The organism is Gemmiger sp. An50 (assembly GCF_002161595.1).
Taxonomy (GTDB): domain Bacteria; phylum Bacillota; class Clostridia; order Oscillospirales; family Ruminococcaceae; genus Allofournierella.
The window spans coordinates 297,569-319,738 of record NZ_NFID01000001.1 but is presented as its reverse complement, the minus strand read 5'-3'; the positions used below and the strand labels follow the sequence as shown (position 1 = coordinate 319,738).

General features: G+C 51.7%; 26 protein-coding genes. 1 reads left to right on the top strand and 25 read right to left on the bottom strand.

The window, feature by feature from the left end; translation table 11 throughout:
* Position 1: 1 nt before the first annotated feature.
* From B5G03_RS01570 to B5G03_RS01550, 5 genes are all read right to left on the bottom strand, one after another.
* Positions 2-1,093 (bottom strand): ankyrin repeat domain-containing protein, encoded by a 1,092-nt coding sequence (locus B5G03_RS01570; protein ID WP_206423587.1) that lies wholly within the window; start codon positions 1,091-1,093, stop codon positions 2-4.
* A gap of 18 nt (positions 1,094-1,111) precedes the next feature.
* A complete protein-coding gene (locus B5G03_RS01565; protein WP_087180035.1) occupies positions 1,112-2,494 on the bottom strand; it encodes a DUF6138 family protein in 1,383 nt (460 codons plus the stop codon).
* Positions 2,491-3,924 carry a DUF6138 family protein gene (locus B5G03_RS01560; protein WP_087180034.1) on the bottom strand — a complete coding sequence of 478 codons (1,434 nt, stop codon included), beginning with the start codon at positions 3,922-3,924 and terminating at the stop codon, positions 2,491-2,493. Before B5G03_RS01560 ends, B5G03_RS01565 begins: the two co-directional genes overlap by 4 nt.
* A 238-nt stretch (positions 3,925-4,162) precedes the next feature.
* Positions 4,163-4,783, bottom strand: coding sequence for a TetR/AcrR family transcriptional regulator (locus B5G03_RS01555; protein WP_025543803.1), 621 nt, complete (start codon positions 4,781-4,783; stop codon positions 4,163-4,165).
* A gap of 118 nt (positions 4,784-4,901) precedes the next feature.
* On the bottom strand, positions 4,902-5,444 hold the full coding sequence (locus B5G03_RS01550) for an SLOG family protein (protein ID WP_006354156.1): 543 nt from the start codon (positions 5,442-5,444) through the stop codon (positions 4,902-4,904).
* A 142-nt stretch (positions 5,445-5,586) separates the two neighbouring features.
* Here B5G03_RS01550 and B5G03_RS01545 point away from each other — a divergent pair, with 142 nt between their 5' ends.
* Entirely contained in the window at positions 5,587-5,901 is a 315-nt protein-coding gene (locus B5G03_RS01545; RefSeq protein WP_006354155.1) for a helix-turn-helix transcriptional regulator, read from the top strand.
* Positions 5,902-5,997: 96 nt separating this feature from the next.
* On the opposite strand, the gene B5G03_RS01540 is transcribed toward B5G03_RS01545, so the two are convergent.
* The 20 genes from B5G03_RS01540 to cpaB all read right to left on the bottom strand — a co-directional run bounded on the left by B5G03_RS01540 (position 5,998) and on the right by cpaB (position 22,157).
* Positions 5,998-6,528 (bottom strand): helix-turn-helix domain-containing protein, encoded by a 531-nt coding sequence (locus B5G03_RS01540; RefSeq protein WP_006354154.1) that lies wholly within the window; start codon positions 6,526-6,528, stop codon positions 5,998-6,000.
* Positions 6,529-6,557: 29 nt separating this feature from the next.
* The gene (locus B5G03_RS01535; protein ID WP_087180033.1) at positions 6,558-7,589 is read right to left on the bottom strand and encodes a hypothetical protein; all 1,032 of its coding nucleotides are present in this window, start codon (positions 7,587-7,589) and stop codon (positions 6,558-6,560) included.
* The gene (locus tag B5G03_RS17555; RefSeq protein ID WP_006354152.1) at positions 7,567-7,716 is read right to left on the bottom strand and encodes a hypothetical protein; all 150 of its coding nucleotides are present in this window, start codon (positions 7,714-7,716) and stop codon (positions 7,567-7,569) included. Before B5G03_RS17555 ends, B5G03_RS01535 begins: the two co-directional genes overlap by 23 nt.
* 11 nt (positions 7,717-7,727) lie before the next feature.
* Positions 7,728-8,552 (bottom strand): C39 family peptidase, encoded by an 825-nt coding sequence (locus B5G03_RS01530; RefSeq protein ID WP_087180032.1) that lies wholly within the window; start codon positions 8,550-8,552, stop codon positions 7,728-7,730.
* Between the two features lie 16 nt (positions 8,553-8,568).
* Positions 8,569-9,048: a hypothetical protein gene (locus tag B5G03_RS01525; protein WP_006354150.1), complete on the bottom strand. Its 480-nt coding sequence runs from the start codon at positions 9,046-9,048 to the stop codon at positions 8,569-8,571.
* Positions 9,049-9,108: 60 nt separating this feature from the next.
* Complete coding sequence (locus B5G03_RS01520) at positions 9,109-10,935, bottom strand: VirB4 family type IV secretion system protein (protein ID WP_025543800.1); 1,827 nt, start codon at positions 10,933-10,935, stop codon at positions 9,109-9,111.
* Positions 10,929-11,894, bottom strand: coding sequence for a phosphoadenosine phosphosulfate reductase family protein (locus tag B5G03_RS01515; protein WP_025543799.1), 966 nt, complete (start codon positions 11,892-11,894; stop codon positions 10,929-10,931). The genes B5G03_RS01520 and B5G03_RS01515 overlap by 7 nt, the downstream gene beginning before the upstream one ends.
* Positions 11,895-11,896: 2 nt before the next feature.
* On the bottom strand, positions 11,897-12,595 hold the full coding sequence (locus B5G03_RS01510) for a hypothetical protein (protein ID WP_025543798.1): 699 nt from the start codon (positions 12,593-12,595) through the stop codon (positions 11,897-11,899).
* A 60-nt stretch (positions 12,596-12,655) separates the two neighbouring features.
* On the bottom strand, positions 12,656-12,895 hold the full coding sequence (locus B5G03_RS01505; RefSeq protein WP_140401612.1) for a hypothetical protein: 240 nt from the start codon (positions 12,893-12,895) through the stop codon (positions 12,656-12,658).
* Positions 12,896-13,015: 120 nt separating this feature from the next.
* Positions 13,016-13,453: a DUF3846 domain-containing protein gene (locus B5G03_RS01500; protein WP_242962249.1), complete on the bottom strand. Its 438-nt coding sequence runs from the start codon at positions 13,451-13,453 to the stop codon at positions 13,016-13,018.
* A 17-nt stretch (positions 13,454-13,470) separates the two neighbouring features.
* Positions 13,471-15,168 (bottom strand): DUF8193 domain-containing protein, encoded by a 1,698-nt coding sequence (locus B5G03_RS01495; protein WP_087180029.1) that lies wholly within the window; start codon positions 15,166-15,168, stop codon positions 13,471-13,473.
* A gap of 75 nt (positions 15,169-15,243) precedes the next feature.
* Positions 15,244-15,789 (bottom strand): DUF6550 family protein, encoded by a 546-nt coding sequence (locus B5G03_RS01490; RefSeq protein ID WP_087180028.1) that lies wholly within the window; start codon positions 15,787-15,789, stop codon positions 15,244-15,246.
* Positions 15,790-15,941: 152 nt separating this feature from the next.
* The gene (locus B5G03_RS01485) at positions 15,942-16,487 is read right to left on the bottom strand and encodes a hypothetical protein (RefSeq protein WP_055180701.1); all 546 of its coding nucleotides are present in this window, start codon (positions 16,485-16,487) and stop codon (positions 15,942-15,944) included.
* A complete protein-coding gene (locus B5G03_RS01480; RefSeq protein WP_025543793.1) occupies positions 16,484-16,879 on the bottom strand; it encodes a DUF4320 family protein in 396 nt (131 codons plus the stop codon). The genes B5G03_RS01485 and B5G03_RS01480 overlap by 4 nt, the downstream gene beginning before the upstream one ends.
* A gap of 16 nt (positions 16,880-16,895) precedes the next feature.
* Positions 16,896-17,768, bottom strand: a complete 873-nt coding sequence (locus B5G03_RS01475) for a type II secretion system F family protein (protein ID WP_025543792.1) — start codon at positions 17,766-17,768, stop codon at positions 16,896-16,898.
* Between the two features lie 8 nt (positions 17,769-17,776).
* Positions 17,777-18,217: an XF1762 family protein gene (locus B5G03_RS18060; RefSeq protein WP_006354138.1), complete on the bottom strand. Its 441-nt coding sequence runs from the start codon at positions 18,215-18,217 to the stop codon at positions 17,777-17,779.
* A gap of 27 nt (positions 18,218-18,244) precedes the next feature.
* A complete protein-coding gene (locus tag B5G03_RS01465; RefSeq protein ID WP_006354137.1) occupies positions 18,245-19,174 on the bottom strand; it encodes a type II secretion system F family protein in 930 nt (309 codons plus the stop codon).
* On the bottom strand, positions 19,171-20,547 hold the full coding sequence (locus tag B5G03_RS01460; RefSeq protein ID WP_087180027.1) for a CpaF/VirB11 family protein: 1,377 nt from the start codon (positions 20,545-20,547) through the stop codon (positions 19,171-19,173). The genes B5G03_RS01465 and B5G03_RS01460 overlap by 4 nt, the downstream gene beginning before the upstream one ends.
* A complete protein-coding gene (locus B5G03_RS01455; RefSeq protein WP_025544398.1) occupies positions 20,537-21,292 on the bottom strand; it encodes an AAA family ATPase in 756 nt (251 codons plus the stop codon). Before B5G03_RS01455 ends, B5G03_RS01460 begins: the two co-directional genes overlap by 11 nt.
* Complete coding sequence (gene cpaB, locus B5G03_RS01450) at positions 21,282-22,157, bottom strand: Flp pilus assembly protein CpaB (RefSeq protein WP_087180026.1); 876 nt, start codon at positions 22,155-22,157, stop codon at positions 21,282-21,284. Before cpaB ends, B5G03_RS01455 begins: the two co-directional genes overlap by 11 nt.
* Positions 22,158-22,170 lie beyond the last annotated feature (13 nt).

Here is a 22,170-nt window from a genome sequence, read left to right as displayed (position 1 = left end):
CTTATTCCTCAAACTCGCCCTCGATCATTCCATTGAGATATTTTCCGGGGTCAGCGATAAATTCCTCCCATCTGGCTAACGGATGAAACTCCTCATGCTCGATGTCCAGATACCACAGTTTTTTATCTCTGGGACTCCACAGCAGCAGATAGTCGCTGTAGTTGTCCATCTTCGCCATCAGGGAGAGCAGTTTTTTCCGCTTCCAGGTCATCTCCTGCACATCCATGTAGGGGTAAAGTTCCGCCCATTTCACCAGTTCCCGCTCCGGAAATTCCAAACGCAAGGGGCCGGTCTTTAAGTATTCCACCAGCTTGGCAGGCAGCTTGTAAGGCATGAGCTGACGCACCTTTTCCTGTTCGTTGTGCCATTCCTCCGGCTCCAGAGCTTTTAAGTAGGCGGCCATTTCCTGATTTTTGTTCTGTACTGCCACGGTGTAGGGTCGGTCGCCGTATTTATCGGAAATGGTGATGTCTGCGCCCTGCTCCACGAGCCAGCGCACCATCGAAAAATCGTTGTGCCGTGCCGCTTCGATGACAGGAGTGGAAGCGTAGGGGAACACCATGTCCGGCTTGTGGTAGTTGATGTCCGCCCCGTTTTGAATCAGATACTCCGCCAGCATCTGATTCCCCTGGCTTGCCACACTGCGCAGGGCTTCTCCGCCATATTGTTTCAAATCCATACCCAGCCTGTCCAAAATGGAGAGTATATCAGGATCGCGCCGATTTTCCAGATGGAGAAACAGCCGGTAGATGTTCTCTTGTTTCGCGGGGATTCTGACTCCCGCATGGATCAGAAAAGAAAACAGGGTCAGGTCTCGACTGCGCAGGGAACCGTAAAGCAATTCTTCCGGGTTATGGGTCAAATCCGCTCCGGCTTCGATCAGCAGCCGCACCATGTCCATCCGCTTTTCCAGCACCGCCAGTTCCAGTGGAGAGGTTTCCTCCTCCCGCGGCCACGCTCCAATCGTTACCTGATAGCACTGCGGCTCATTGGGAGAATGCCCCGCATGAAGCAGGGAACGGAGTGTCTCAATGTCGCCACCTCGGATGGCAGCCATCAGAGGTGGTACATTTGAATAGCTTACTTCACTCATCCGAATTCTCCTGACATTCTATTGAAAAATTTTCTGATACTGTTCTCTCAGTTCCGCCGGTGCTGCTTTGATCACCTTGCCGCCGCCATTTTGCGCAGCTTGCCCCCAAATGCCCCAGAGCACATCTTGCCAGAGAAAGTCCTGGGATCTTTTGTCCTGGCAATTTTCTTCCGGCAGGTAGTCCTCTAAATGCCTCTTGACCTCCAGCAGAGCGTTCAGGCTCTCCTCATTGGCAATTAGAGTACGGAACTCCTTAGCTGGTTTCATACCCTGCATAGACTGGACGCCGTGGATCAATACGGGGAGTGTCTGAACGGTAAATCCGTATTTTTTGAAAAATGCGTGGATGAACTTCTCCTGTAAAGAGGAATGTTCATCATCACATAGATCCAGATAGTCGCACACCATCGAACACCACTGTGGTCCCTCCAGCCCTAAAGCAAACACGGCAAAGGTGCCGGGCATCGCGCAGGCTTCATCCGCGAGGTTTTGGTACCACTCAAACTCCCGCATAGCCAGACGAGCGTATCGCTCCATAATCGGATGCAGACTGGGATGCTGCACAGCGCAGGCAAAGAGCTGATTGACTCCCTTTTTGGGCAGGCCGGGAATGGACAGGTAAATCTTCTCCGGCCCACGGAACTCCACCGAGTAACTGCGGGGAAATTCCTCCCGCTCCAGCACCGCGCACAGGTAGTCCAGGATTTTCCCATAGCACTCCTCCGTGGAGTCCCTGGCGGTGATGCGGATGGTGGCAAACGCATCATTGGCCGATGCGGTAAAACGCTCCGTTTTCCGCTTCTGAATGTCCGTTGGCAATTTGCCGCTGCCGTCCGTTTTCAGCTGCTTCACCATGTCTGGGCGGAGCTGGGAAACCAGGCCGAGAATGTGCTCGGTGGTGAGAGAGTCGTAGCTGGCTCCATACACCGTATAGCAGACCGCCACATAGCAGGCAAAGCGCAGCAGGCCTTCGTCCACATCCTCCGGCCGCAGCTCGGGCCACACAGTGCAGGGCGGGAAAACCGTAAAACCATCCTCCCGCTCTCCGACCTCAAAGTACCGATCCTGCACCTGCTTTTCGATGTACTGCCGTAGTGTGTAATCAATCTCCTTCCAGCCCGCCAGACGCCGCAGGGCATCGCAGAAGGCGACCGCATCCGCATAGGGAAATCCTTTCAATGGCAGTTTGGACAGGTATCGCTCCAGCAGCTGGCTGGGAAGAAAGGGTGTTCCGTTTTGATTCCGAACAACCACCGGGTAGCCGGAATGGTTTTCTTTTGCGGTTCCATCCAACACATCCTGAATGCATTGATCGGCTTGTTCCAGCACTTCGGGGTCCGTATCTGGTTTATGAATCAGGTAATAACGGCCATGTACGCCGTCTCGTTTCGGTAAACTCATAGCAGGCTACCTCTTTCTTCCAGGCTCTCCGTTATTGGAATAAAAATCTGCCGGCAACGCTCTTTCAGTTCCTCCGAAGCTGTTTCCACCACTTTTTGACCACCCTTGGCGCCGGCTTTGCCCCAGATCACATAGCAGACCGTCTCCCATGCGTATTGCAGCACTTCCTCCGGGCTGGCTTCTGTTTCCTGGGTGGGCTCCTCATTCTCGTCATCCTCATCATCCTCGTCGGAGGAAAAACCGCTTGGAACGATCTCGGACAGATGGACTTTTGCCTCCAGCAGAGCGTCCAGGCTTTCTGCGTTTGCCATCCACGCGGCATAGTCCTTGGAATACTTCATGTTCTGCATGGACAGCAAACCCCGGACAAAAATAGGGACTGTATCGGCGGTAAAGCCGAACTGTTTCACATATTCCCGGAGAAATTTTTCCTGTAAGCGGGAGTGCTCATCATCACAGAGATCGAGATAATCCCATACCAGCTGCCGCCACGCTTGCCCCAGCATTCCCAGGGCGAACACGGCAAAACTTCCAGGGAGAGCGCACTGCTCATCGCTGAGATTGGTGTACTGCTCATATTGCCGCATGGCAAGCCGGGCGTACCGTTCCATCAGGGGGTGGAGGCTGGGGTACTGCACAGCACAGGCAAAAAGCTGATTGACTCCCTTTTTGGGCAGGCCTGTGATGGGAAGATAGCTCTTTTCCGGCCCTTTGAACTCCACCGCATAGCTGCGGGGAAAGTCCTCCTGCTCCAGAATCTCACACAGGTAGTCCAGCACTTCGTGGCAGCATTCCTCTGTGTTGTCCCTGGCAGTAATACGGATCACAGCAAAGGCATCGTTGGCCGATGCGGTGAAGTGCTCTGTTTTCCTCTTTTGCAGAGAGAGCGGCAGCCTGCCGGTCCCGTGTTCCCGGAGCTTTTTCACCATATCAGGACGGACTTTCTCCACCAATCCAAAGAGGTAATTGGCGTCCAGATACTGAAAGTCCAAGCCATACACTTTATAGCTCACCGCCACATAGCAGGCGAAACGCAGCAGCGGCTCCGGGATCTGCTCTGCACGGATGCCTGGTTTCAAGGAATACTCCCGATCCCAGAAGCGATCATCTTCATCGCCTGTTGCAACAAAATACTTCTCTTGTAGCTCCCGTTTCAGCATATCAAGTAGATGGTGGTCAATTTCACCCCAGCGGCTCTGGCGGCGCAGGTTTTCGCTGAAGGCGATGGCCTTTTCCGCATCCAGGGTCTCGGCCCGCTGTATTTCGGTCCATGCCCTAAGCAGTTGCCACACCTCAAAGGGTGCACCTTGACTGCTGACCACTACCGGCGGCCAGTGGGAATCATCAAGCCGCGTGATTCTCCCGTCAATGGCATCCTGGATACACTGGTCAAAGAGCGGTTGCAGTTCCACCTGCACCTCGGGCTTCATCCAGTAACAGCGCCCGTCCGCACTATTTCGTTTTGGTAAACTCATATCAGGCCACCTCTTTCCGAACAATAAAAAATGCCCTGCGCCGCACTGCCACAAGGGCAGACGAACGCAGGACATAAAAAGGCCGCGCAAATCTAAAGCCGGTTGCAAAAATCCGACTTGTTCTGGTCTTTGAATGTATTTGTTTGCTCTGTAATCCCACAGAACATGGAAGTTTATCTCTGTGCATCTCGCGTCACCTTATCGCTTCCTTTTTTGCTCGCTGCATTTCATCCAGCAGGGCGTTGATTTGAAATTCTACCATATCATCTGCTACTTCGGGAAACAGGAAAGGCATAGTATCAGGAATAGCTTTATAACTCATCATCATTGTTAAGGACAGATTACCAAATAACCGTGGATCAATGTTGTCCATCGGAACGCCAAAAATTGTAAGTAAGTTGCGATATAAATACAACTGGTCGTTACGAAACGCTTGAAAATTTTCGTTGGAAAGGCAGCGATATACTTGCTGTTCTTCCTCTATTGATAAGACTGCAAACCCAACTTTTTCTCCATAACAACAATTTTTCAAGAAGGTTTTGACGCTTTCTCTCCAACTGAGTTTGGGGTCATTCATCAGTTCTTGTGCATAGCGTAGCAATTTAGGCTGCTGATATCGAAGTGCCTGCATTACAAGTTCTTCTTTTGAAGAAAAAAAGCTGTAAAAGAAAGTTTTAGAAATTCCAACTTTTTCACAAAGAATAGCAATGCTACTATGAACAAGTCCCTGATTTACAATACTTTCAAGAACAGTTATCAGGAGAGCTTCTTTCACTTGTTCGCGTTCCTTATCTGAATAGGATTTTCGTGCCATCGTTCACTGCCACCCTTTCAATAAAATACAAAACAAGGAAATGGTATTTATATTATAAAAGGCAACCAAAAACGATGCAATAGTATATGTGAAAATTTTTTATGAACTAACTAAACCATTAACTTATTTCTGCTGTATCAGGATGGAGAAAAATTATACGAAGATTTTGTTTCAAAGCATAATTTACTGTTTGGCCTGTCCCAGATCGTAGTTTACGATTGTTATCATAGACTGCCAGCAAGAAATCTGCATGATCTACCATATAATAATTTCTCTTTTTATAATCGGATGTAGTTCCACTTTGTCCTATAACAATACATTTTGTGGCATTATGAATAATTATCTGCAACCGCTGTTTGCTCATTGCATCCCATTTCGAATCATGCCCTTCAAATGGAAGTGCAACAATTAACTCAATATCTTGATATCCCGGTTGTTCTTTGAGATATAAGAGTTGTTCGGCTGCCCACATATCTACCCCTAATGCACCTCCAACATAAAAGCGGAAAATACCTTCTTCATCATGCAAATGACAAAATGTTTTTAGCATTGCTTTTTTTATCTTTTTGCACAACGAATACCCTTCATTATACTTGAACTTAAATCGAGTTGGACGGTGCCCAGTAATGGCACAAGCGTATGTTTTTTCCAAAAACTTCACCCCACTTCAAATCTCACGCATACAAAAATGAAATAACGCAAATAAAACGGCGTAAATAGGAATATATTCAATATTATAACACATACTATGTTTATAATCCAGGCATTTCATCTGTTATCCTTGTATATAGCGAGGTGAGGATATGGATGAAGAATTTATCCGCAATCGGATCACCGAATTGCGTTTGAAAAAAGGCGCATCAGAATATCAAATGAGTTTGGCTTTAGGACAGAACCGGAGCTATATTCAGGGGATTTCATCCGGTCGATCTCTTCCGTCAATGGCTCAGTTCTTAAAAATTTGTGATTACTTTGAGATTACCCCTTTGCAGTTTTTTGATGCAGAAGCGGTCAATCCACAGTTAATCCGTAAAGCGATGGACGGAATGCGAAAACTCAAGGACGAAGATCTGATTATGCTAATTGGCTTTATTAACCGACTGCAATCCAAGGACTGACGGCGGGGGTTTCGACCCCTGGCCGTCTATTTTTGCAATTTTTGGATTAACTATTACTTTTTTCTTCATCCGTAAGTATCTGTTCACCTGTACGGTTCAAGGGGGTATAAAAATGGACTGCCCCCCAGTCCACATACGAATCGGGCGGCAGAATTGCCGCCCGATTTTGGTTTCAAAGCCATCTGCAAAGGAGTAGGAATCCGCTGTTGGCAAAGTGGCAGACTGTTCCCCAGGTGTGGGATCAGAGGCATTACAGGCATCCGCAGGGGCGCTTTCCGGCTGCACTGCCGGGGATTCATCAGACGCATCATCTTCCAGCACAGGGGCGTTTTCCGGCTCGTCAGGGCAGAGTAAGTCAGAGCATAAAGTATAGAGGTTGCTGGTCTGGCCGCCGTTCTTACGCTCGTCAAACCGGGCCTGTTTGACGATATATCCCGCCTTCACCAGCTCATCCAGCGCTCGCTTTACGGTGGACACCCCATAGCCACACTTGGCGGCTATGGTCTTGATAGAGGGGAAGCACTCGCCCTCTTTGTTGCAATGCAGAACCAGGACTTGCAGCACAAGCCGTGCTCTGGGCTTCAGTTCAGAAGAAAATGCCCGCTGCATATACTCAAACTTTGCCATATTCCAATCCTCCCAATCATGTCATACTGTTACAGGCGCTTTTCTCCTGCAATATACTTCTCCACAAGCGGCCGGTAGATCTGCCCATTGACCCGTTTCGCAAACAGGTCGTGGGATGCCGCCGCAATCTGCACATTTTCCCCAAAGAGTTCCATACAGTATTCCTGAATTTCCTGCGGCACACAGATCGCTACCGGGCGCACCTCCAATGAGCCGCACTCGGACAATGCCTTGTGGAACACCGGAATCTCATAGGGCAGGACACTCCCGCACAGGAGCCGGTGATCCGCGTCACGGAAAATAGAGGTGGGCGTCTGCATCACGCCGCAATCATAGATGATAAACTGATACGCCTTATCCGGCTCGTTGGTCAGGTAGCAGTCGATCCCATCAATGGTGTAATGCTCCCCATCCGGCGCCGCTTCGTAGATGTTCAGCAGGAGCTGCAGGTGGCGGTTCTGATTGACTTCGATATACGCCACCTCCGCACCTCTGGCCGCCAGCCAAGATGCCAGGTTAAAGGCCGTCACTGTCACGCCGCTCCTGCGCTGCGAACCGGCCACGGCAATACGGATATTCCGGGCGTTCCAGCGGTACGGAATAATCTCATCCGGCTCCGGTGCCTTCTCACGCTGAGTAGCTGGCTGCTCGTAGACGGGAGCCTTTACCACATACCGCTGCATCCCATCTTCGGAAAGCGCTTCTGTCAGCTCGTCCAGGGCGTCCTCCATCGTTTCACCCGTAACCAGATTCACAACGCCGATGGACAGTAGCCGTTGTACCTCGTCGTTCACATCCTCGTAGCCGGAGAGGATGACGATGATCCGGGCGGAGAACATCATCTGAAAGGATTGCAGGGCAAGGGTGAAATCATTGCCGCTTTCCTCGATACACGCCGCATCCACCACAAAGAATTTGGCGTTGGCATAATTGCGCATATCTTTGGTAACGAAACTTTTCAGGCTGAACCGGCCGACCAGCTTCTTGGCGGGCAGAGTCATATTCCGCACGGCGGGGTCGATCAGGTTGCTTTTCTGGTTACTCGTCAAGTACAACAGCATAGGATTCACCTCCCATATTTTCAGCACTGGTTTTGTCATCCGCCCCACCGGTCAGCAAGAGGACGATGCCCACCACTACGATCACGATGTAGATAAACAGTTCAATCAGCTTGTTTCGGTTATTCATATCGCACCCCTTTAGTAGATCGCCCACAAGGGACCGCCTGCTGCGGCGCCCTTTCTGGCCTCATCCAGAATGATTGATATATCCCATTCCTGTTCGCTTCGTTTTTTACTGGCAGGATCGGCCACCAGGATTTTTCCTTCAGAGGTCACTCCACGCAGCACCATAAAGTGACCGCTGGATGTGAAGTGGCCTTTTGACATAAGTGCCACAATCAATTTCCCGGATGCCAAAGCATCCACCACGGCCTGCGGGTCATCGGTGCTGATGCTTTCCCATTGAAGCCCAAAGCCCTCCGCAGCCCCCGGTATCAACGAGTGATAGGAACCGTTGCCGGAACACCAATAGCCATTCTGATACGCCCATTCTGCCATTGTGGGGGGATCAACAGTCTGGTCTGTCAGGCTGGATACCACAATCGCCATAGAGGTCGGGCCACATCCATAACCGCCGATATTATCGGTTCCATACGGAAGATCGGCCCAACGCTCATCCAACTGATTGTAGTAGACGACTTCGGTCACCCCATCCGTAAAGATGATGCCCTCATAGCTCTGACCACTACCATCTATATAGTCTTTCTCATAAATGCCGAGCTGCTGGTTGTAACCATATTGCTTCTGAAAATCCTCCACCACGTTTACCTCATCACCAATCAACCATTGGGACAGTACGGAAAAGGGGCTGGTAATGAGGTACAGGATGAAGGCAATTAAAAGCAAAAGCCCCAGAACCGGGGCCAGGATCATAAACAGGATTCTTTTCCGGCTCTCGGAGTCGGTAGCCGCCTGCACAGCTACCTTTGCCAGAATTTTTGCAGTCAACGGATCAACAGCCAAAAAATCACCTCCATAATCAGTCCGGTTCCATACCGGGGGCTTCCATCATCTGCTCCATTTGCAGATTGAACGCCTCCCGCCGTTTACCGGCGCTGTCGTCAATTTCAAACACCTTTTCTCCTTTGTCATTTTTCCGGACAGATACCATGTAGTCCCCATTGGCGATGAAGCAGGCCGTAAAGAGCGCCCGAATCGCCGGGGCAGGCATCCGCGAAATCTCAAAAGGAGTAGCAGCACACTTGCTGTTCCAGGAAAAGAGGTTGCGGGCGGCATCCGCCGTAATCTTCATCCAGTCATATTCAAACTCCTCTTTCCGCATCATCTTGGTAAAGTCGATTCCCTCCGGGCAGAGGTAACGATCCATCTTCTGAAAGAGAGCCGGATGGGAAGCCATCAGGAAAAGGGCGGCATGGTAGGAAGCGTCCAAATCACTGCCCCTCCAACGTATGGCAGCCATCTTGTTGACCAGGTATTCGTATCGTTCCGCATGATTCATCTGAAAACCTCCTGTGTGGAATAAGTAAGGCGACCGGGATTGCTCCCGGCCGCCACCGAATTACCGGCCGCCAGCCTTGCCCATATAGGAAAACTTGTAAGCTGGAATCTCAAAGTTTACATGAAGCCGCTTGGACCCAATGATAAAGAGCGCGTGTCCACGCCGCTTGCTCTCCAACAATTCCTGCTCCGCGTCCGTCAGGTTGTAGAGGTCTTTGGTTTCCTGAAGGTTTTTGCCGTCGCAGCCCATCAGGATTTTATAGCACGGAATATCCAAAAGGGCCTGCCCGTACATTTTGACCTCCGGGGCCAGGAAATCCACCACGGAATGAGAAATGATTGCCAGTCCAGCTTCATACTTTCTTGCCCGCTTCTCCACATTACGCAGGAACACCAGGGATTGCGGGACCTGCGGGTCAATCATCAGATATGCCTCGTCACATACCAGCAGGCAACGCTCATTCCGGTCGCGGCTCATTTCCTCCCAGCACCAGCTCAACAGGTTCAGATACTGCGTGCGTTTGACATTATCCGACGCATTTTGCAGGTCGTGGGTATCCAGGCAAATAAACCGGGAATTAGCCTCCAGCGTGGTGTGGCCGTTCCACAGAAAGCTGTCGCTGCCCGCTGCGGCGTCGTACAGCAGCATTGCCAGATCACGATATACCGGATTCTCCTTGTTGGCCTCCGCTTTCTTTTCCAGCAGGGCGTGAAGGTCGGACAGAATGGGAAAATCCGTGGCCTTGAGCTGCCGAATATCCGTTTCCCAGAAGATGCCGAACTGATTGTAGAGTTCAATGATCGTCTGCTTGAGGATTGCTTTCTGCATATCCGTCAGGCTGGGCAGATACAGGGAAAATTCAATCTCCAGTGTTTTCATGTGCAGCGCCATATCAGACATTCCGTTTCCTTCATCGGTATAGAGTTTGTCGGTTTCATCGTCATCGTCACGGGGCGCCGGTCTGATCTGCAAAAGGTTGGAGCGGCCGTTTTTTCCGCCGCCAGCATTGAGCCAGCTTCCGTTCAGGTTCCGGCACATATCCTTATATTCGGATTCCGGGTCGATGCACAGGATTTTCGTCCCCTTCATGTATTCCGAAAGCATGATGTGCTTCACAACGGTACTCTTGCCGATACCGGCCACACCCATAATCACGAAGCTACTATTGGTGCGGTCGTTTCCGCGCTCCCAGGTATCCAGAATCACCAGGCCGCCGTTGCTGTCCTTTGCAAAATAATAGCCCCGACCATCGTTGTAACCGGAGCTGGCAAACGGGAATCCGCCCACAAAGGTACTCATGGGAATAATACGGGACACAATGCTGTCCACCGTGGAGTTGGCCGGATAGGTGGGAGAAATGCTCTGGAACCCTTCCTTTTGGAGATTGGCGAGGGTGCGCACCTTGCACTTCTGGATGTTGAAGGCGCTCTCCACACGGCGGCAGACCTTTGTGAAGTTGACCTCATCCTGTGCAATCGGCATCACGGTCAGCGACATCATGGCAACCGTTTCGCCCTCTTGGTCGATCCGCTGCATGATTTTCTCGCCGTCCTCGGCGGCTTTCTCGGCGCGCTGCCGGGTCAGCGGGTCTTTGGCACTGTCAGCGGCGCCGCGCTGTTGGACAATGCTTTTGGAGATTGCGGAAATGAGCGAACCATTGTCAATGGGGGTAATCCCCACCGAAACAATGGTGCTGGGGATGTTGGTGATCTTGGAAAGCCACCCCATATCCACCTTCTGCGGATAGCGGACGGCGCCGTACACCTTACCCAGATTTTCACCGATGACCAAACTATTTCGCTTGATTTCCAGCCCCATCGGGGTAATGACATTTAGCAGCGCTTCATTGACGGGAAACGCTTCTTCTTTTTTCTTAGAACCTAACAATGATCCACCTCCAACTGTTGATTGCGGTAAGGCACCCCAATGTAGTCCAGCACAGCGCCGCACCCCAATTTATTGATGCAGTAATCATACTGCTGGGGATGCGTCACCTGCATAAGCTGAAATCGGTTCGGCTCATGCTCCAGATGAACGCCGTACATACAATACATACACCCCGATCTGGAAACACCGGTGGTTTTCAGAATCGGGGTGCCGTTCTTCTTGCGGCTTTCAACAATGTCCCCATAGATGGGGGCATAGGGAATGCCGGTCATTTTCAGATACCGCAAAATATCTTCTTCCAGCCAGAACGCAAGGGGCTGGCTGAGAGGCCGCTGGCGCTCGAAGCCGTTGCAGCCAAACTTGATCCAGGATTGCTCCCGCAGCTTGCTTTCGCAGGCCAGGACACCCGTAATCGGGTGCCGCCCGGACTGCCTTTCAAATTTGTTCAGCGGCGCTTTTTTCATGTGGTAACAACACCTTGCCGAAATCTTGAAGGGAGCGTCCAGAAGGTATTTGTAATTCTCGCAGTTGTAAATCGACTTCTTTCCGTTCTTGTCCAGCAGTTCTCCATTGAGTCGTGCCAGACGGTAAGGTTGTCCCTTTCTTGCGCCGTTGATAACATCCGAAACCTCTTTGGAGATGATCGGATAGCCGTACTTCTCAAGAATCTGAGTGAACGGATAGCGCGGGCGAAGCCAAATAACATTGTCCTTCGTTTTTACGAAATCGCGCAGTTCGGGGTATTCCAACCCCGTGTCAACATACACAGCAGGAATATCAGGGTAGACCCGCCGTGCCAGATCAAGCAGCACGGTGGAGTCTTTACCGCCCGAAAAGCTGATAAAGACCTGCCCATCGTACCGCATATACCATTCCATGATTCTCGTCTGCGTAACTCTGATTTTTCTTTCGAGGCTCCAACCCTGCATGATTTTCAAATCCTGCCGGGTGTGCTTCATACTTAGGCAACACCTACACTTTCCAAAATCGGGATCGCAGCATTGATGCCGGAATCCTCCAAATGCACATAGGCGGGGTTGTTGACCAGGTTGCACAGCCGGACAATATCCTGCTGCTCTAAAATCTCGGTCTGAATGCCGCTGTCCGAAAAATATCCGCCGAGCAGCTTGAGCTTCTGAAGCAGATCGCGCTCAACGCCATCGCTTACCCTATCCCAAATCTTGATGTAGAATTGCCGTTCCACAACCTCGCCGGAAAGAGCAAAGGCGCCCATTTCCACGATTTCCTGCTTCAGCAGTTCCTTTTGCTTCACATCGGAAGAAGAAGTGAGTGTGGCAGACAGCTCCGACAACAGCGGAGAAATATCTACCGGGCGGGATACAGCAAGAAGCTGAAACGGGTACTGTGCGCTGGACAGGCTCACCGTAAGCTGCTTGGCAATCAGCCGCTTTTCGTTTTTGCTGAACAGTTCTGTGCTGATCGGGTAGATCTTCAGATACGCCAGAGCCAGATTGTCACGGGTATAGAGGAAGTTCCCCCGAATATCTTTCACATTCACAAACTCATTGGCGGTGATCTGGGCCAGTTCTTCCTTGTCCTTGTTCTTCGATTTTTTGTGTTTGGCCGACAACTTCAGAAAAATCAGCGTCCCACCGCCCAGCAGCGCACAGACGCAGATCATAATAATCGGCAAAAGCAATTTATCGACCTCGCTTTCTTTGCCATAAAAATAGGCCCTGCTTTTCAGCAGAGCCGTGTCTTATAGTTCCAAATCTTCTTCATCTTCGCTTTCTTCGCCGTACCCAAAATCCAACTCGTCCGATTCAAAAGAAAAGCTGTGGTCTGAGATGCAGTCCAGGGCATCGCTGGCGTCCAGCTCGTCAAAATGCTCTCGGAAGAAAGCCAAATCCTCCTCGTCAGCGCGCACGGTTTCGCCATCTCCATAGAGATAGGTCTGAATTTTCGCTTCGATGGTATCCCCCAGGGGGCCATTCGGCAAGAACCTCAGAGATTTCATCACAGTCCAGCAGTTCATCCAGCCCATCAGGGCTACCGGGGACAAAATGCTCCGTCATCAGAGAGTGGGAGGCATCCAGAGTCACCACCGAAAACATTTTGCTCATCGGCTTGCCTCCATATCCTCTCCGGCTCCGGTGTCCATGTCCCATCCCTTGCCGAACATGAGGTTCATAAACTCTTTCATGTCGGCGGCGGACCGTACTTCAAAGGATACCGCTGCGGGGACCGGCTGCGGAAAATACTCCTGATACACGGCAATCTGTTCATCGGTCAAAGAAACGCCCCGTCCTTCCGGGGTATCGCAATAGAGGAAAAAAGTTCCGTGAAGGATATCCGGCCCGTACTGTCGGTTCTCCGGCAGACCTGTCAGTTTCCCGGACGCATTGCAGCAGAGAACCGTTTCGCAGGGCAGAGGAATACACTCAATGTCCCCGCCCACAAGTTCCTGCCGGTGTTCCAGAGAATCCTCCAGCATGGTCGTATAAGGCGCCCGCCCAGGTTCAAACACCATAATCCGAATCATTCTGTTGTCGTTCATATCCATTCTCCTTTTCTTTACGGATTGCCCGGTGCGATATGCCAATCATCATAGAGGGAGCCGCTGATCGTTACATCATCGGTGAGATTCATGGCAAGCATCCCCGCAGGCGTCCAAATATCCATCACATGAGTATTGACTGTGTAGCTCCCGTCCGGGAACCAAACCGGCGAAAAATGCACCCGCTGGTTATAGGTGCTGTAAATGTTTTTGGCAAACTGGAACCGCGCCGTTGTTCCGCTGGTGAGCCGCTCCAACAGCCGCCAGTAGGTTCCATAGCCAAACTCCGGGAAGTAGGATACGGCTGTCTGCCCGTAGGTATAGTGCGATAGCGGGGCAGAGGTGCTGACGGTTGCCGTTACAGTGTTTGTTACGCCATAGCCTGATTTCATCAAATCGCCCGAAGCGGTGGGAACCTTTTCGTCCGGCTCGATTCGGGTGGTGGCGGTCATGCTGGCCGAGTAATTGTCCCGGAAGTAATCATACCATCCATCGTCTACCCAATATCCTGTGTTTTTCCCTGTGCTGTGCCACACCCAATAGGGGTGCCATTTCGCCCACCAGACACTCCATGCTGCATAGGTCTTGGTTTCTCGGCTGGGAATGCTGCTGGCCGACCAGCTTCCCATTGTATCGGTGGCTTTCGGATCGGGCGGGTCGTTGCCGGAGAGATCTACCACCTTTGCGTGAATGGTGCTTTGGCTTAACGAACCTTTGTTAGTGCTGACATAGATGGTAATATCCTGCGGCTCCGACGGTGTATGCCACTTTACCCAGGCAATCTGACTATCTCCCGATGGAATCACAATATTGTTCATCCGGTAGGTGCTGCCGTTGATACTAAAGGATACCGTAGCAGGGCTATCAGGATTGATCTCCGATCCCGCATAAAGCGTTACCGGCGTGATGACATCTGTATCCACACGATACTCGTAGTCATAGTCGGTTGGCTCCGGCTGTTCGGGCGGGTCGGTAAACCATACAATACCCATACCCAGATAGGTGATAATAGTATCGTTGGAACAGGTCTTATTGGTAGCCCCTGTATAGGCCGGAAATCCCATATCCGCATATTCCAGGAACATAGCCAGCGGCAGGTTTTTATGGGTCAAACTCGTCATTGTCTTACGCAAGGACCCGCCTGCCTGATTATCATAGAGCGCGGCTTCATGGGCAGTCATGGCCATCATAATTCCGTTGTGCTTAAAATAGGCGATTGGCTCCAAAAACAGCTTGTACTGTCCGCCAATCAGTTCCTCGTATGCGATTCCGGTCTGCTGCGCCACCAGTTTTACCGCATACTCGGAGCAGAAGTATTTCTTGATTGCTTCAATGCTGGCATTCTGGCTGCCACTGCTGACGATCCTCGGCATAGGGGTTGCGGGGGTGTAGTAGTCGTAATTCCCCGTGGTAGGAGAAATACTTGCCCCATTTGCATATTGAATTTTACTGACTTTCCCAAAATGAATCTTGATAGATGGAGTTTTATTAGTCAGATCAAAAGAGGACGACACAGGCTGACCGGATTCTGCATCAACCACAGTAATTCGTACACCATCCATACCAGGGTTCCAGGAGTTCTGCGAGGTTCCTTGCCCCATATCGCCGCCACCGCCATCCACGTTTCCGCTTCCTCCGGTTTCTGCCAGGGCGCTCATAGGACAGATACCCAACAGCAGCACAAATGTGAGCAGTATCACAAATATCCGCTTCAAAAACGCACCTCCAATCAAATTAGTTGAGAACAAAAAAAGAGTACGGTATCGCTACCGTACTCTCCGGGCTTGTTATCAGCCCATGTTGCCGACCTGTTTATTTATATCTCCATCAGAGTCAATGTTGTGCTGGACGGAGCCGCCGCCCTCGTCGGTGATCCAGCCAAAGCCCTCCAGATAGATGGAACCGCCCTGTGTGTCGCCGGTCTGGGGTTGGTTGCTGTCCGGCTCATGCACAATCGGCTCATCCTTTTCGCTGGCCGCCTGCTGTTCCTCCTGAGAAGGCGCCGGGGGCGGAGTGGTTTCGGGTTTCTTTTCACTGTCGGTCAGGTTAACGTCTACCTGATCTTCTTCCTCCACATTCAAAACAGCATCGGTCTGGTTCTGGCTGTCAGTCGCTTCGGGTTTAGAGGTGTCCGGCACCACTACCAGCGGTTCGCTGGAGCTGCTGTCCGGGGTATTGCTGCTATCCACATCCTCGGCAGATACATCCGAGGGGGTGGATGCCGGATCAACGGTTGTGGTCTGCCCTCCCTTGCCCAGCAGCACTGCGGCAATCACAATTACCACAACGGTGGCTGCGCCAAGAACGGCCAACAGCTTCTTGTTTTTTGCACTCATTTGAAAACCTCCTTGTACGGTGATTTTATATTAAAATGATGGTGATATTTCTCGCCATCATTATACCATTTGCACAAATACGGCGTCCAGGTGTGATTCCTGCCAAATATTTTTTTGCGCTATGGAAAAGCGGCAGGGCGAAATACACAAAATTAAAACCTGGGAACATATTTGGCGTTGAGTTTCATGGTGATCTGCATGGGGGGCAGATGCCCGAACCCAAAGGAAAGCGGCACATCAACAGTGATTGTCCCTGTGACATTGAGCTGCGTAATGCCATCCGGCACAGACGGGGCCAGCGGAGCATTTTCTACATCCAGGTGCAGGTCGTACAGTCGATACTCCAAATTCTCGCCGCTGTACTTTACATACTGCCCGCCCTCGTATTCAATGCCCAAAACATCTTGCAGGCGGGCGTATACATTGCCGCTGGTAACATTCTGTGACCAGGACGAACCGGCAAGTTGATAGCCACCGGAGTAACCCTCACGCAAACCGGCATAGGCTTCATCCCAATTCTCGGTGGCCACATCTACAATGGCGGACTGGACAGAATCACGCACCCCCTGCGCAACGATCATCAAGCGCATATACTCAAAGGTCACACAGGCCAGAATCAGGCAGCAGAGGACAACGGCCAAAATCATCGGTACGCCTTGCCCGGATTTGTTTTTCAGGACTTCTTGAATTTTCTTCACTTCCAATACACCTCCGAAGTCCCGCTGGCCTTTGCCGTCAGAGTGACAGGAAAGGATGCAAACTCACCGAACAGCCCAATATTGACGGTGGTTGTGAGGGTCACTTCCACCTCGTTGCCGAGCTGGATTTTTCCGGTGTCGCTCCATGAGATATTGGGGTCGAGTCCGGTTTGCTCCCGCAAATCCGCTGCTTTTGCGTTTGTGGCAGAGCCAACCTGCCCATTGATTTCTGCTGTCCGAACTAATTCGTCTGCAAAGACATCAAGGTTCTGCTTTGCCACGAATACCGGTGCAATGCGGACCACCAAAGCCAGAACCATTGCAATCGCCAGAACCAGGACACACACATCCACAAAGCCCTCGCCCCGTTTGTCCTTCAGAAGTCGTTTCACGGTTTCTCCACCTCCTTTAGAACAGTTCGCCAAAGGCTTCCAACACCACATAGCCCAGGACACCCAGATACATCAGCAGGAAACAGCCCAGCAGCATAAAGGAATACTTACGCATTTTTCCCGGCTGCTTCATGGCTTCCAGTTTCAGTTTTTGAAGTTCCAACTGCTTAAAGGTCATAGAAAGCATCTGGAAATACATGATACCGTTGTCACCGCGCTTGACCGAGATCAAGCCGCGCACCACATCGGACAGCATGGTACTTCCAATCCGGCTCTCCATGCGGGTGAGTGCGTTTTCCTCGTTGCCGGATGCCATATCCGCAATCGTGATTTCCAGTTCCCGCTTCATGGCATGACCAGCGTTTCTCTGGTAGGATTTCAGGATGTTCAGCACATCACGGGATGCCCTGAGTTCCTGTTCAATGGTGTTTACAAATCTGGGCAGCTCGGCTTCGATTTCTTCCCGGCGCTGTTGAACGATCTCGTCCGCTCGTTTCTGCTCTTTGAAGTAAACTGCCACCGCCAGAAACACAATGACCGGCGCAAGGATCGGGAAAATCAGAAGGGCCGGAATTATCAGCAGAGCAATCAGACCAGCCTTTACCCAGGCCGCCGCAATATAGGTTTCCGGGGACATTTTAATTTCGGCGGATTTCAACTGTGCCTCCAGCTTCTTCCGCTTATAGCCGTCCAGATGTACCAGCGGAGAGAGCCGTGCGGCCATATCGAACAGGACAGCATTGATGCTGCCTTTCTGTGACTTTCCACGGCTCGTCACGGTCAGAACCGCCTTTGTGCTTGCGGAAGTCGGCAGCCGGAGCAGTCCGGCCAACAAAAAGAACGCTCCCAGGCCAAAGAGCGTCCCAAAGCATAGCAAAATGAGATACAAAACTCGCGTCACCTCAATTCTTTGTAATAGAGCCGTTTGGGGCCGGTGTTGCGGCTGTCGGCTCTGGGGCGCCCCGGCACATTCCAGTTCCCGCCGCCTCGCAGTCCCGGCGCACATTGCCAGCCGGAAGCTCGCAGGCTGGCTCCGTTTTCGGTTGCCAGGGTGTAGGTGATGATTTTCTGATAGCCCATCAGTTTCGCAATCCGGGCGCACCGGCTGTAAAGGAAGCTGCACCCGTTGGCAATACCATCGGTGCAAAGCCGGGTCACTTCCGCTGTTTTCCCATCATCCAGTCGGCGGGCAACGGGGCGCCCAACAATCGCAACTCCATGAACGGCGTCCAAATCATCTACGACAGCTACACAGAATTTACAGCCGCGCACCTGCCCACTGTGCCGGTGATGCGCCAGAACAAACGCATTGGCATCCCGCAGGGAGATCGGTAGCACTCTCGATGGTATCACCTCCTGACGAGATCAACGCTTGTATTCTACGGGCTTGGTGAGCCGGATCACCGCCGCAAACGAGATCAGCAGCACCAGCAGACACACCGCCAGAATCCCTTTGCCAAAGCCCGTATTTACAAGCACATCGTACCAGTCTTTATTCAGGAAGTATAACAATGGGATGTTGCCAATGAGCAGGAACGCCATTGTGATAAATTCCTTGAAAGGCTCATAAAGCAGGTAGTCCAGTTCCGCCGCAACAATCCGCATATCCGAGAGTTTCCCGATGATCGGGGTGAGCGTGCTTTTCAGGCTCTTATCGTCCTGACAGGCGATAGCGGCATCCACCCATTCCCGAAACACATAGTTGTCCAGTTTGGGCTTCATGTTGGAGAGTGCCTGTTTCACATCGGCGCTTATCATATTGGTTTCGGCCAAGAAGCCCCGGAACACATCTGCCACAGGCGGGTTCAGGTAATGAATGTTTTCTTCCACAGCGGTTATCATGCTCTCGCTGCGCAGATAGGAACTTGTGATGATAGACAGTCCGGTTTCAATCTCGTTGTTCATCAGCTTTTTATAGCTGTGAGAGGTGAACAGGACATACCAGAACGGGAGCAAGCCCATCCCGGCCGCCAAAACCGGCAGCATAAAGTAGTTCTGAATCACAATACAGATCACAGCACCCATTGCCGCCAGGAACAGAGAGAAAGCACAAATGGCGGCAAACTTCCCACCCTTTCCGGTGAGAATCAACATCTCCCGTGCTTCCAGCACGGTTTTACGGATGCCCTTCGGCTCTTTGGGGTGGTTGACCTGCTGGATTCGCTTGGAAATCGGCTGTTGCCGCCCAGAAAGCGGCTTGGTCAGTTCCTCCGCAAATGTAAAGGGGGTCATGCCCAGAATCAAGAAGATGCCGGTCAGCATCCCGACAAAGGCCAGCAAAATCAATACAATCACGCAGTTTCCTCCTTTCCAGTATCCAGTTTTACACCGCCACCAGCGATACGCTCCAGCAGACGGGGCGGCATACCGTTTTCCAAAAGCCGCTTTTGCAGGCTGGCCGAGATCGTGGATACCTTTTGAAACTCGCCATGCACCTTTACCTTGCCATCTTGGATAGAGGTTTCCGACACATGATAGCGGTAGAGGGTGTGGAGCTGCCGGGTGCCGTCCTCCAGAATCTCACATTCAGTGATCTCCATGACGCGGCGGCTGTTGTCCTCTAGCTTCTTCACAAACAGAACGATAGGAAACGCTTCTGTCACCAGGTTATACAGGGTCTTATCGCCCATGTCGTATTTCTGAGTACACAGCGTCACCATGCGGTAATAGGTTGCTTTGCAGCTATTGGCATGGGTGGTGGTGATAACTGCGTGGCCGGTGCGGGCCGCCTCCTGTGCGGCGAAAGCCTCGGCCGATTTCATCTCACCGACACACACAATGTCCGGGTTACAGGTCAGGGCAAACTCCAAAAGGCGCTCCTGATCGTAGTTCTGCTTGGGATCGTCAGAAAAACGGGTAACGGTATGGACTACATTGTTGATGACATTTCCTTCGGCGTTCTCTTTCACAAGGTCAAATTCGCGGCACCCATTTTCAATGGTGAAGATTCTCTTTTCGTTGGGAATGGTGGAGAGAATCCAGCTCATCAGCGTGGTTTTACCGCTGCCGGTGGAACCAGTCACACAGATGGACAAACCGAACCGGAGAACTTCGGCCAGAAAGTCCAGCATTTCGGCGGTGGCTGTCCCGTAGCCAATGAAATCATCACGGCTCAACTTCTTGGGATTCACGATACGAATGGATGCAGCCACACCTTTTTCTTTGTCCGTGAGCGGATTGCCCAGAACCGTGATACGGATTTTATTGGAGAGATGGCCCACCACACCCGGCTGACTGTTATCCAGAATCATGCCGGACTTATGAAGGAGTCTGCGAATTACATCAACAGCGTGCTGTGGGGTCTGGAACCGATCTTTGGTGGGAACCACACGCCCGTCCGCATAAGTGATTTTCACATCTTTCCACGAATTGATGTTAATTTCCTCCACATCATTTGCGAAAAGATAGGGCGTCAAGAAGGAGAACTCAGCCATTTCCGTATAGAGTTTGTCGATCAGTTCCTCATGGCTCATGCCCTCAACGCCCAGACTGTAATCGTTGAGATACTTTGCGATGTATGCGGTGATCTGCTGGTGCTGTTCCTCCGGGTTGTCGGTAATCAGGGTCGAATACTTGCTGGCAAGATATTCCTGAATCTCCGCCAGCACTTCGGGAAATGTCCGCTTGTTCCTGCTGGTATTGAAGAACAGGTCAATATTACTTGCCATCTCCGAACACCTCCCCGGCAATAGCGGCAATGACCGGCTCATAGGTCTTGGCCTCTTTACCGGAAAGCGGTTCCAGCAGTTTCAGCGTCGCCGCCTGTTCCTCCAACGAAGGAAGATACGGCAGCCGGTATTTCACACCGCCAAAGGAGTTCTCGTATTCGCTGCCACCCTGATAAGGGCGCGTGTTGGACAGCACCTTGATGTGCTGTTCCGGTTTGAACTTTCTGTCAGCAACCAGCGACAGATAGGACGAGAAGTAGGAGATGGCCTTCAGGTCACAGCTGCACACCCGCAGCACATCATCCGCCACCTCCAGTGCGGTGGTCGCCAGCACATTGCCGGTCAAAAGGCTGGTGCAGTCCACAATCACATAGTCTGCGATGTGCCGCAGCAGAACCAGCATATCCACCGCCTTTTCCTTGCTGTACTCCGCATGGGTAAAGACATTTTCACCGGCCTTGTAGCCCAGAAAGCTGATATAGGGGTTTTTCTCACAGGGAACACAGGTCTTGAGAACCTGTTCCTGCGTCATTCCGGGAGCCGCCAGCAGTTCGCCTACGGACACATCCGGCAGTTTCTTCTCGCTGACCACAGCCGGAAGCGTGGGCGCCGTCACATCGGTAAACACCAGCACCACATTTTTCTTCCGCTTGGACAATTCCAGGGCCAGTTTGACCGCAGTTACGGTTTTCCCGCCCCCAGGGCTGCCCCACACAGCAAGCATCTGTTTCTGCTTATTCGCCATCGGTATTCTCAACCTCCTGTTCCTCTGCGGGTTCATTGCCGGCCGCATTATCACCGGTGTTGTCGGCCACATTGTTATCATCGGATACCTCACCCTGTTCGCCATCCTGAGCTGCGGTATCTTCCTCCGGCTCCACAAAGAACTGATCCTGAGCTGCCAGGAACTTTTCGGCGTTCTCACGGGTTCCACGGTACACAAACGCCAGGTGCAGACTGTTGGATTCCTCCAAATGCGCAAGGAGTTGTGCCTGTTCGGTATTTACCAGCAGGGTAATGGTGGACGGGAGCGATTCTTCGGGATTTTCTTCCTCGTCATCCTGGGGCGCCTGATATTCCTTGTCGGCGCCGGAACTCTGTGTTGCGGCCAGGACCTCTACATACTTGAGTTCCGGGGGCTGGGTGGTTTCTCCTGTGTCCTTATCGGTTGCAAAGAGCATGATGATGTCACCAGCTTCCACCTTGCCGGAACCACCTTTGGCAAAGGTGGGAATGGTAACGGAGATCGCCACTTTGGAACCGTCCAGCTTGGTCAGGTACTCGTACTGAGTCAGTGGTTCAGAAGAAAGCCAGCCGGTGTTTACATCCGTATTCTTGCGAAGTTCCACATCGGTATATCGGCCAACTACCTCGTCAAGCGATGTGGCAATGCTGTCGGGCATACCGGATGCGCCTCTGGTGTAGACCTCAACCATATCCGCCGTGATATAAGTACCACGGGGAATCACCTCGGCTTTTACCCGTACCGCTTCGGTCTGGGCCTTCAAACCCGCATTGAAAAGGGGCGTGATGCCAAAACAAACCAGAACGGCCAGCAGGATGCAAACCGCACCGATGATCGTCCGGTTCCTGAAAATATTCTTGTTCAAGTTGATACCTCCA

What these genes read in the sequence shown, in the direction of transcription:
- B5G03_RS01570 (WP_206423587.1), bottom strand. Translation starts at nt 1,093, where the DNA reads ATGAGTGAAGTAAGCTATTCAAATGTACCACCTCTGATGGCTGCCATC.
- B5G03_RS01565 (WP_087180035.1), bottom strand. Translation starts at nt 2,494, where the DNA reads ATGAGTTTACCGAAACGAGACGGCGTACATGGCCGTTATTACCTGATT.
- B5G03_RS01560 (WP_087180034.1), bottom strand. Translation starts at nt 3,924, where the DNA reads ATGAAGCCCGAGGTGCAGGTGGAACTGCAACCGCTCTTTGACCAGTGT.
- B5G03_RS01555 (WP_025543803.1), bottom strand. Translation starts at nt 4,783, where the DNA reads ATGGCACGAAAATCCTATTCAGATAAGGAACGCGAACAAGTGAAAGAA.
- B5G03_RS01545 (WP_006354155.1), top strand. Translation starts at nt 5,587, where the DNA reads ATGGATGAAGAATTTATCCGCAATCGGATCACCGAATTGCGTTTGAAA.
- B5G03_RS01540 (WP_006354154.1), bottom strand. Translation starts at nt 6,528, where the DNA reads ATGGCAAAGTTTGAGTATATGCAGCGGGCATTTTCTTCTGAACTGAAG.
- B5G03_RS01535 (WP_087180033.1), bottom strand. Translation starts at nt 7,589, where the DNA reads ATGCTGTTGTACTTGACGAGTAACCAGAAAAGCAACCTGATCGACCCC.
- B5G03_RS17555 (WP_006354152.1), bottom strand. Translation starts at nt 7,716, where the DNA reads ATGAATAACCGAAACAAGCTGATTGAACTGTTTATCTACATCGTGATC.
- B5G03_RS01525 (WP_006354150.1), bottom strand. Translation starts at nt 9,048, where the DNA reads ATGAATCATGCGGAACGATACGAATACCTGGTCAACAAGATGGCTGCC.
- B5G03_RS01515 (WP_025543799.1), bottom strand. Translation starts at nt 11,894, where the DNA reads ATGAAGCACACCCGGCAGGATTTGAAAATCATGCAGGGTTGGAGCCTC.
- B5G03_RS01500 (WP_242962249.1), bottom strand. Translation starts at nt 13,453, where the DNA reads ATGAACGACAACAGAATGATTCGGATTATGGTGTTTGAACCTGGGCGG.
- B5G03_RS01490 (WP_087180028.1), bottom strand. Translation starts at nt 15,789, where the DNA reads ATGAGTGCAAAAAACAAGAAGCTGTTGGCCGTTCTTGGCGCAGCCACC.
- B5G03_RS01460 (WP_087180027.1), bottom strand. Translation starts at nt 20,547, where the DNA reads ATGGCAAGTAATATTGACCTGTTCTTCAATACCAGCAGGAACAAGCGG.
- B5G03_RS01455 (WP_025544398.1), bottom strand. Translation starts at nt 21,292, where the DNA reads ATGGCGAATAAGCAGAAACAGATGCTTGCTGTGTGGGGCAGCCCTGGG.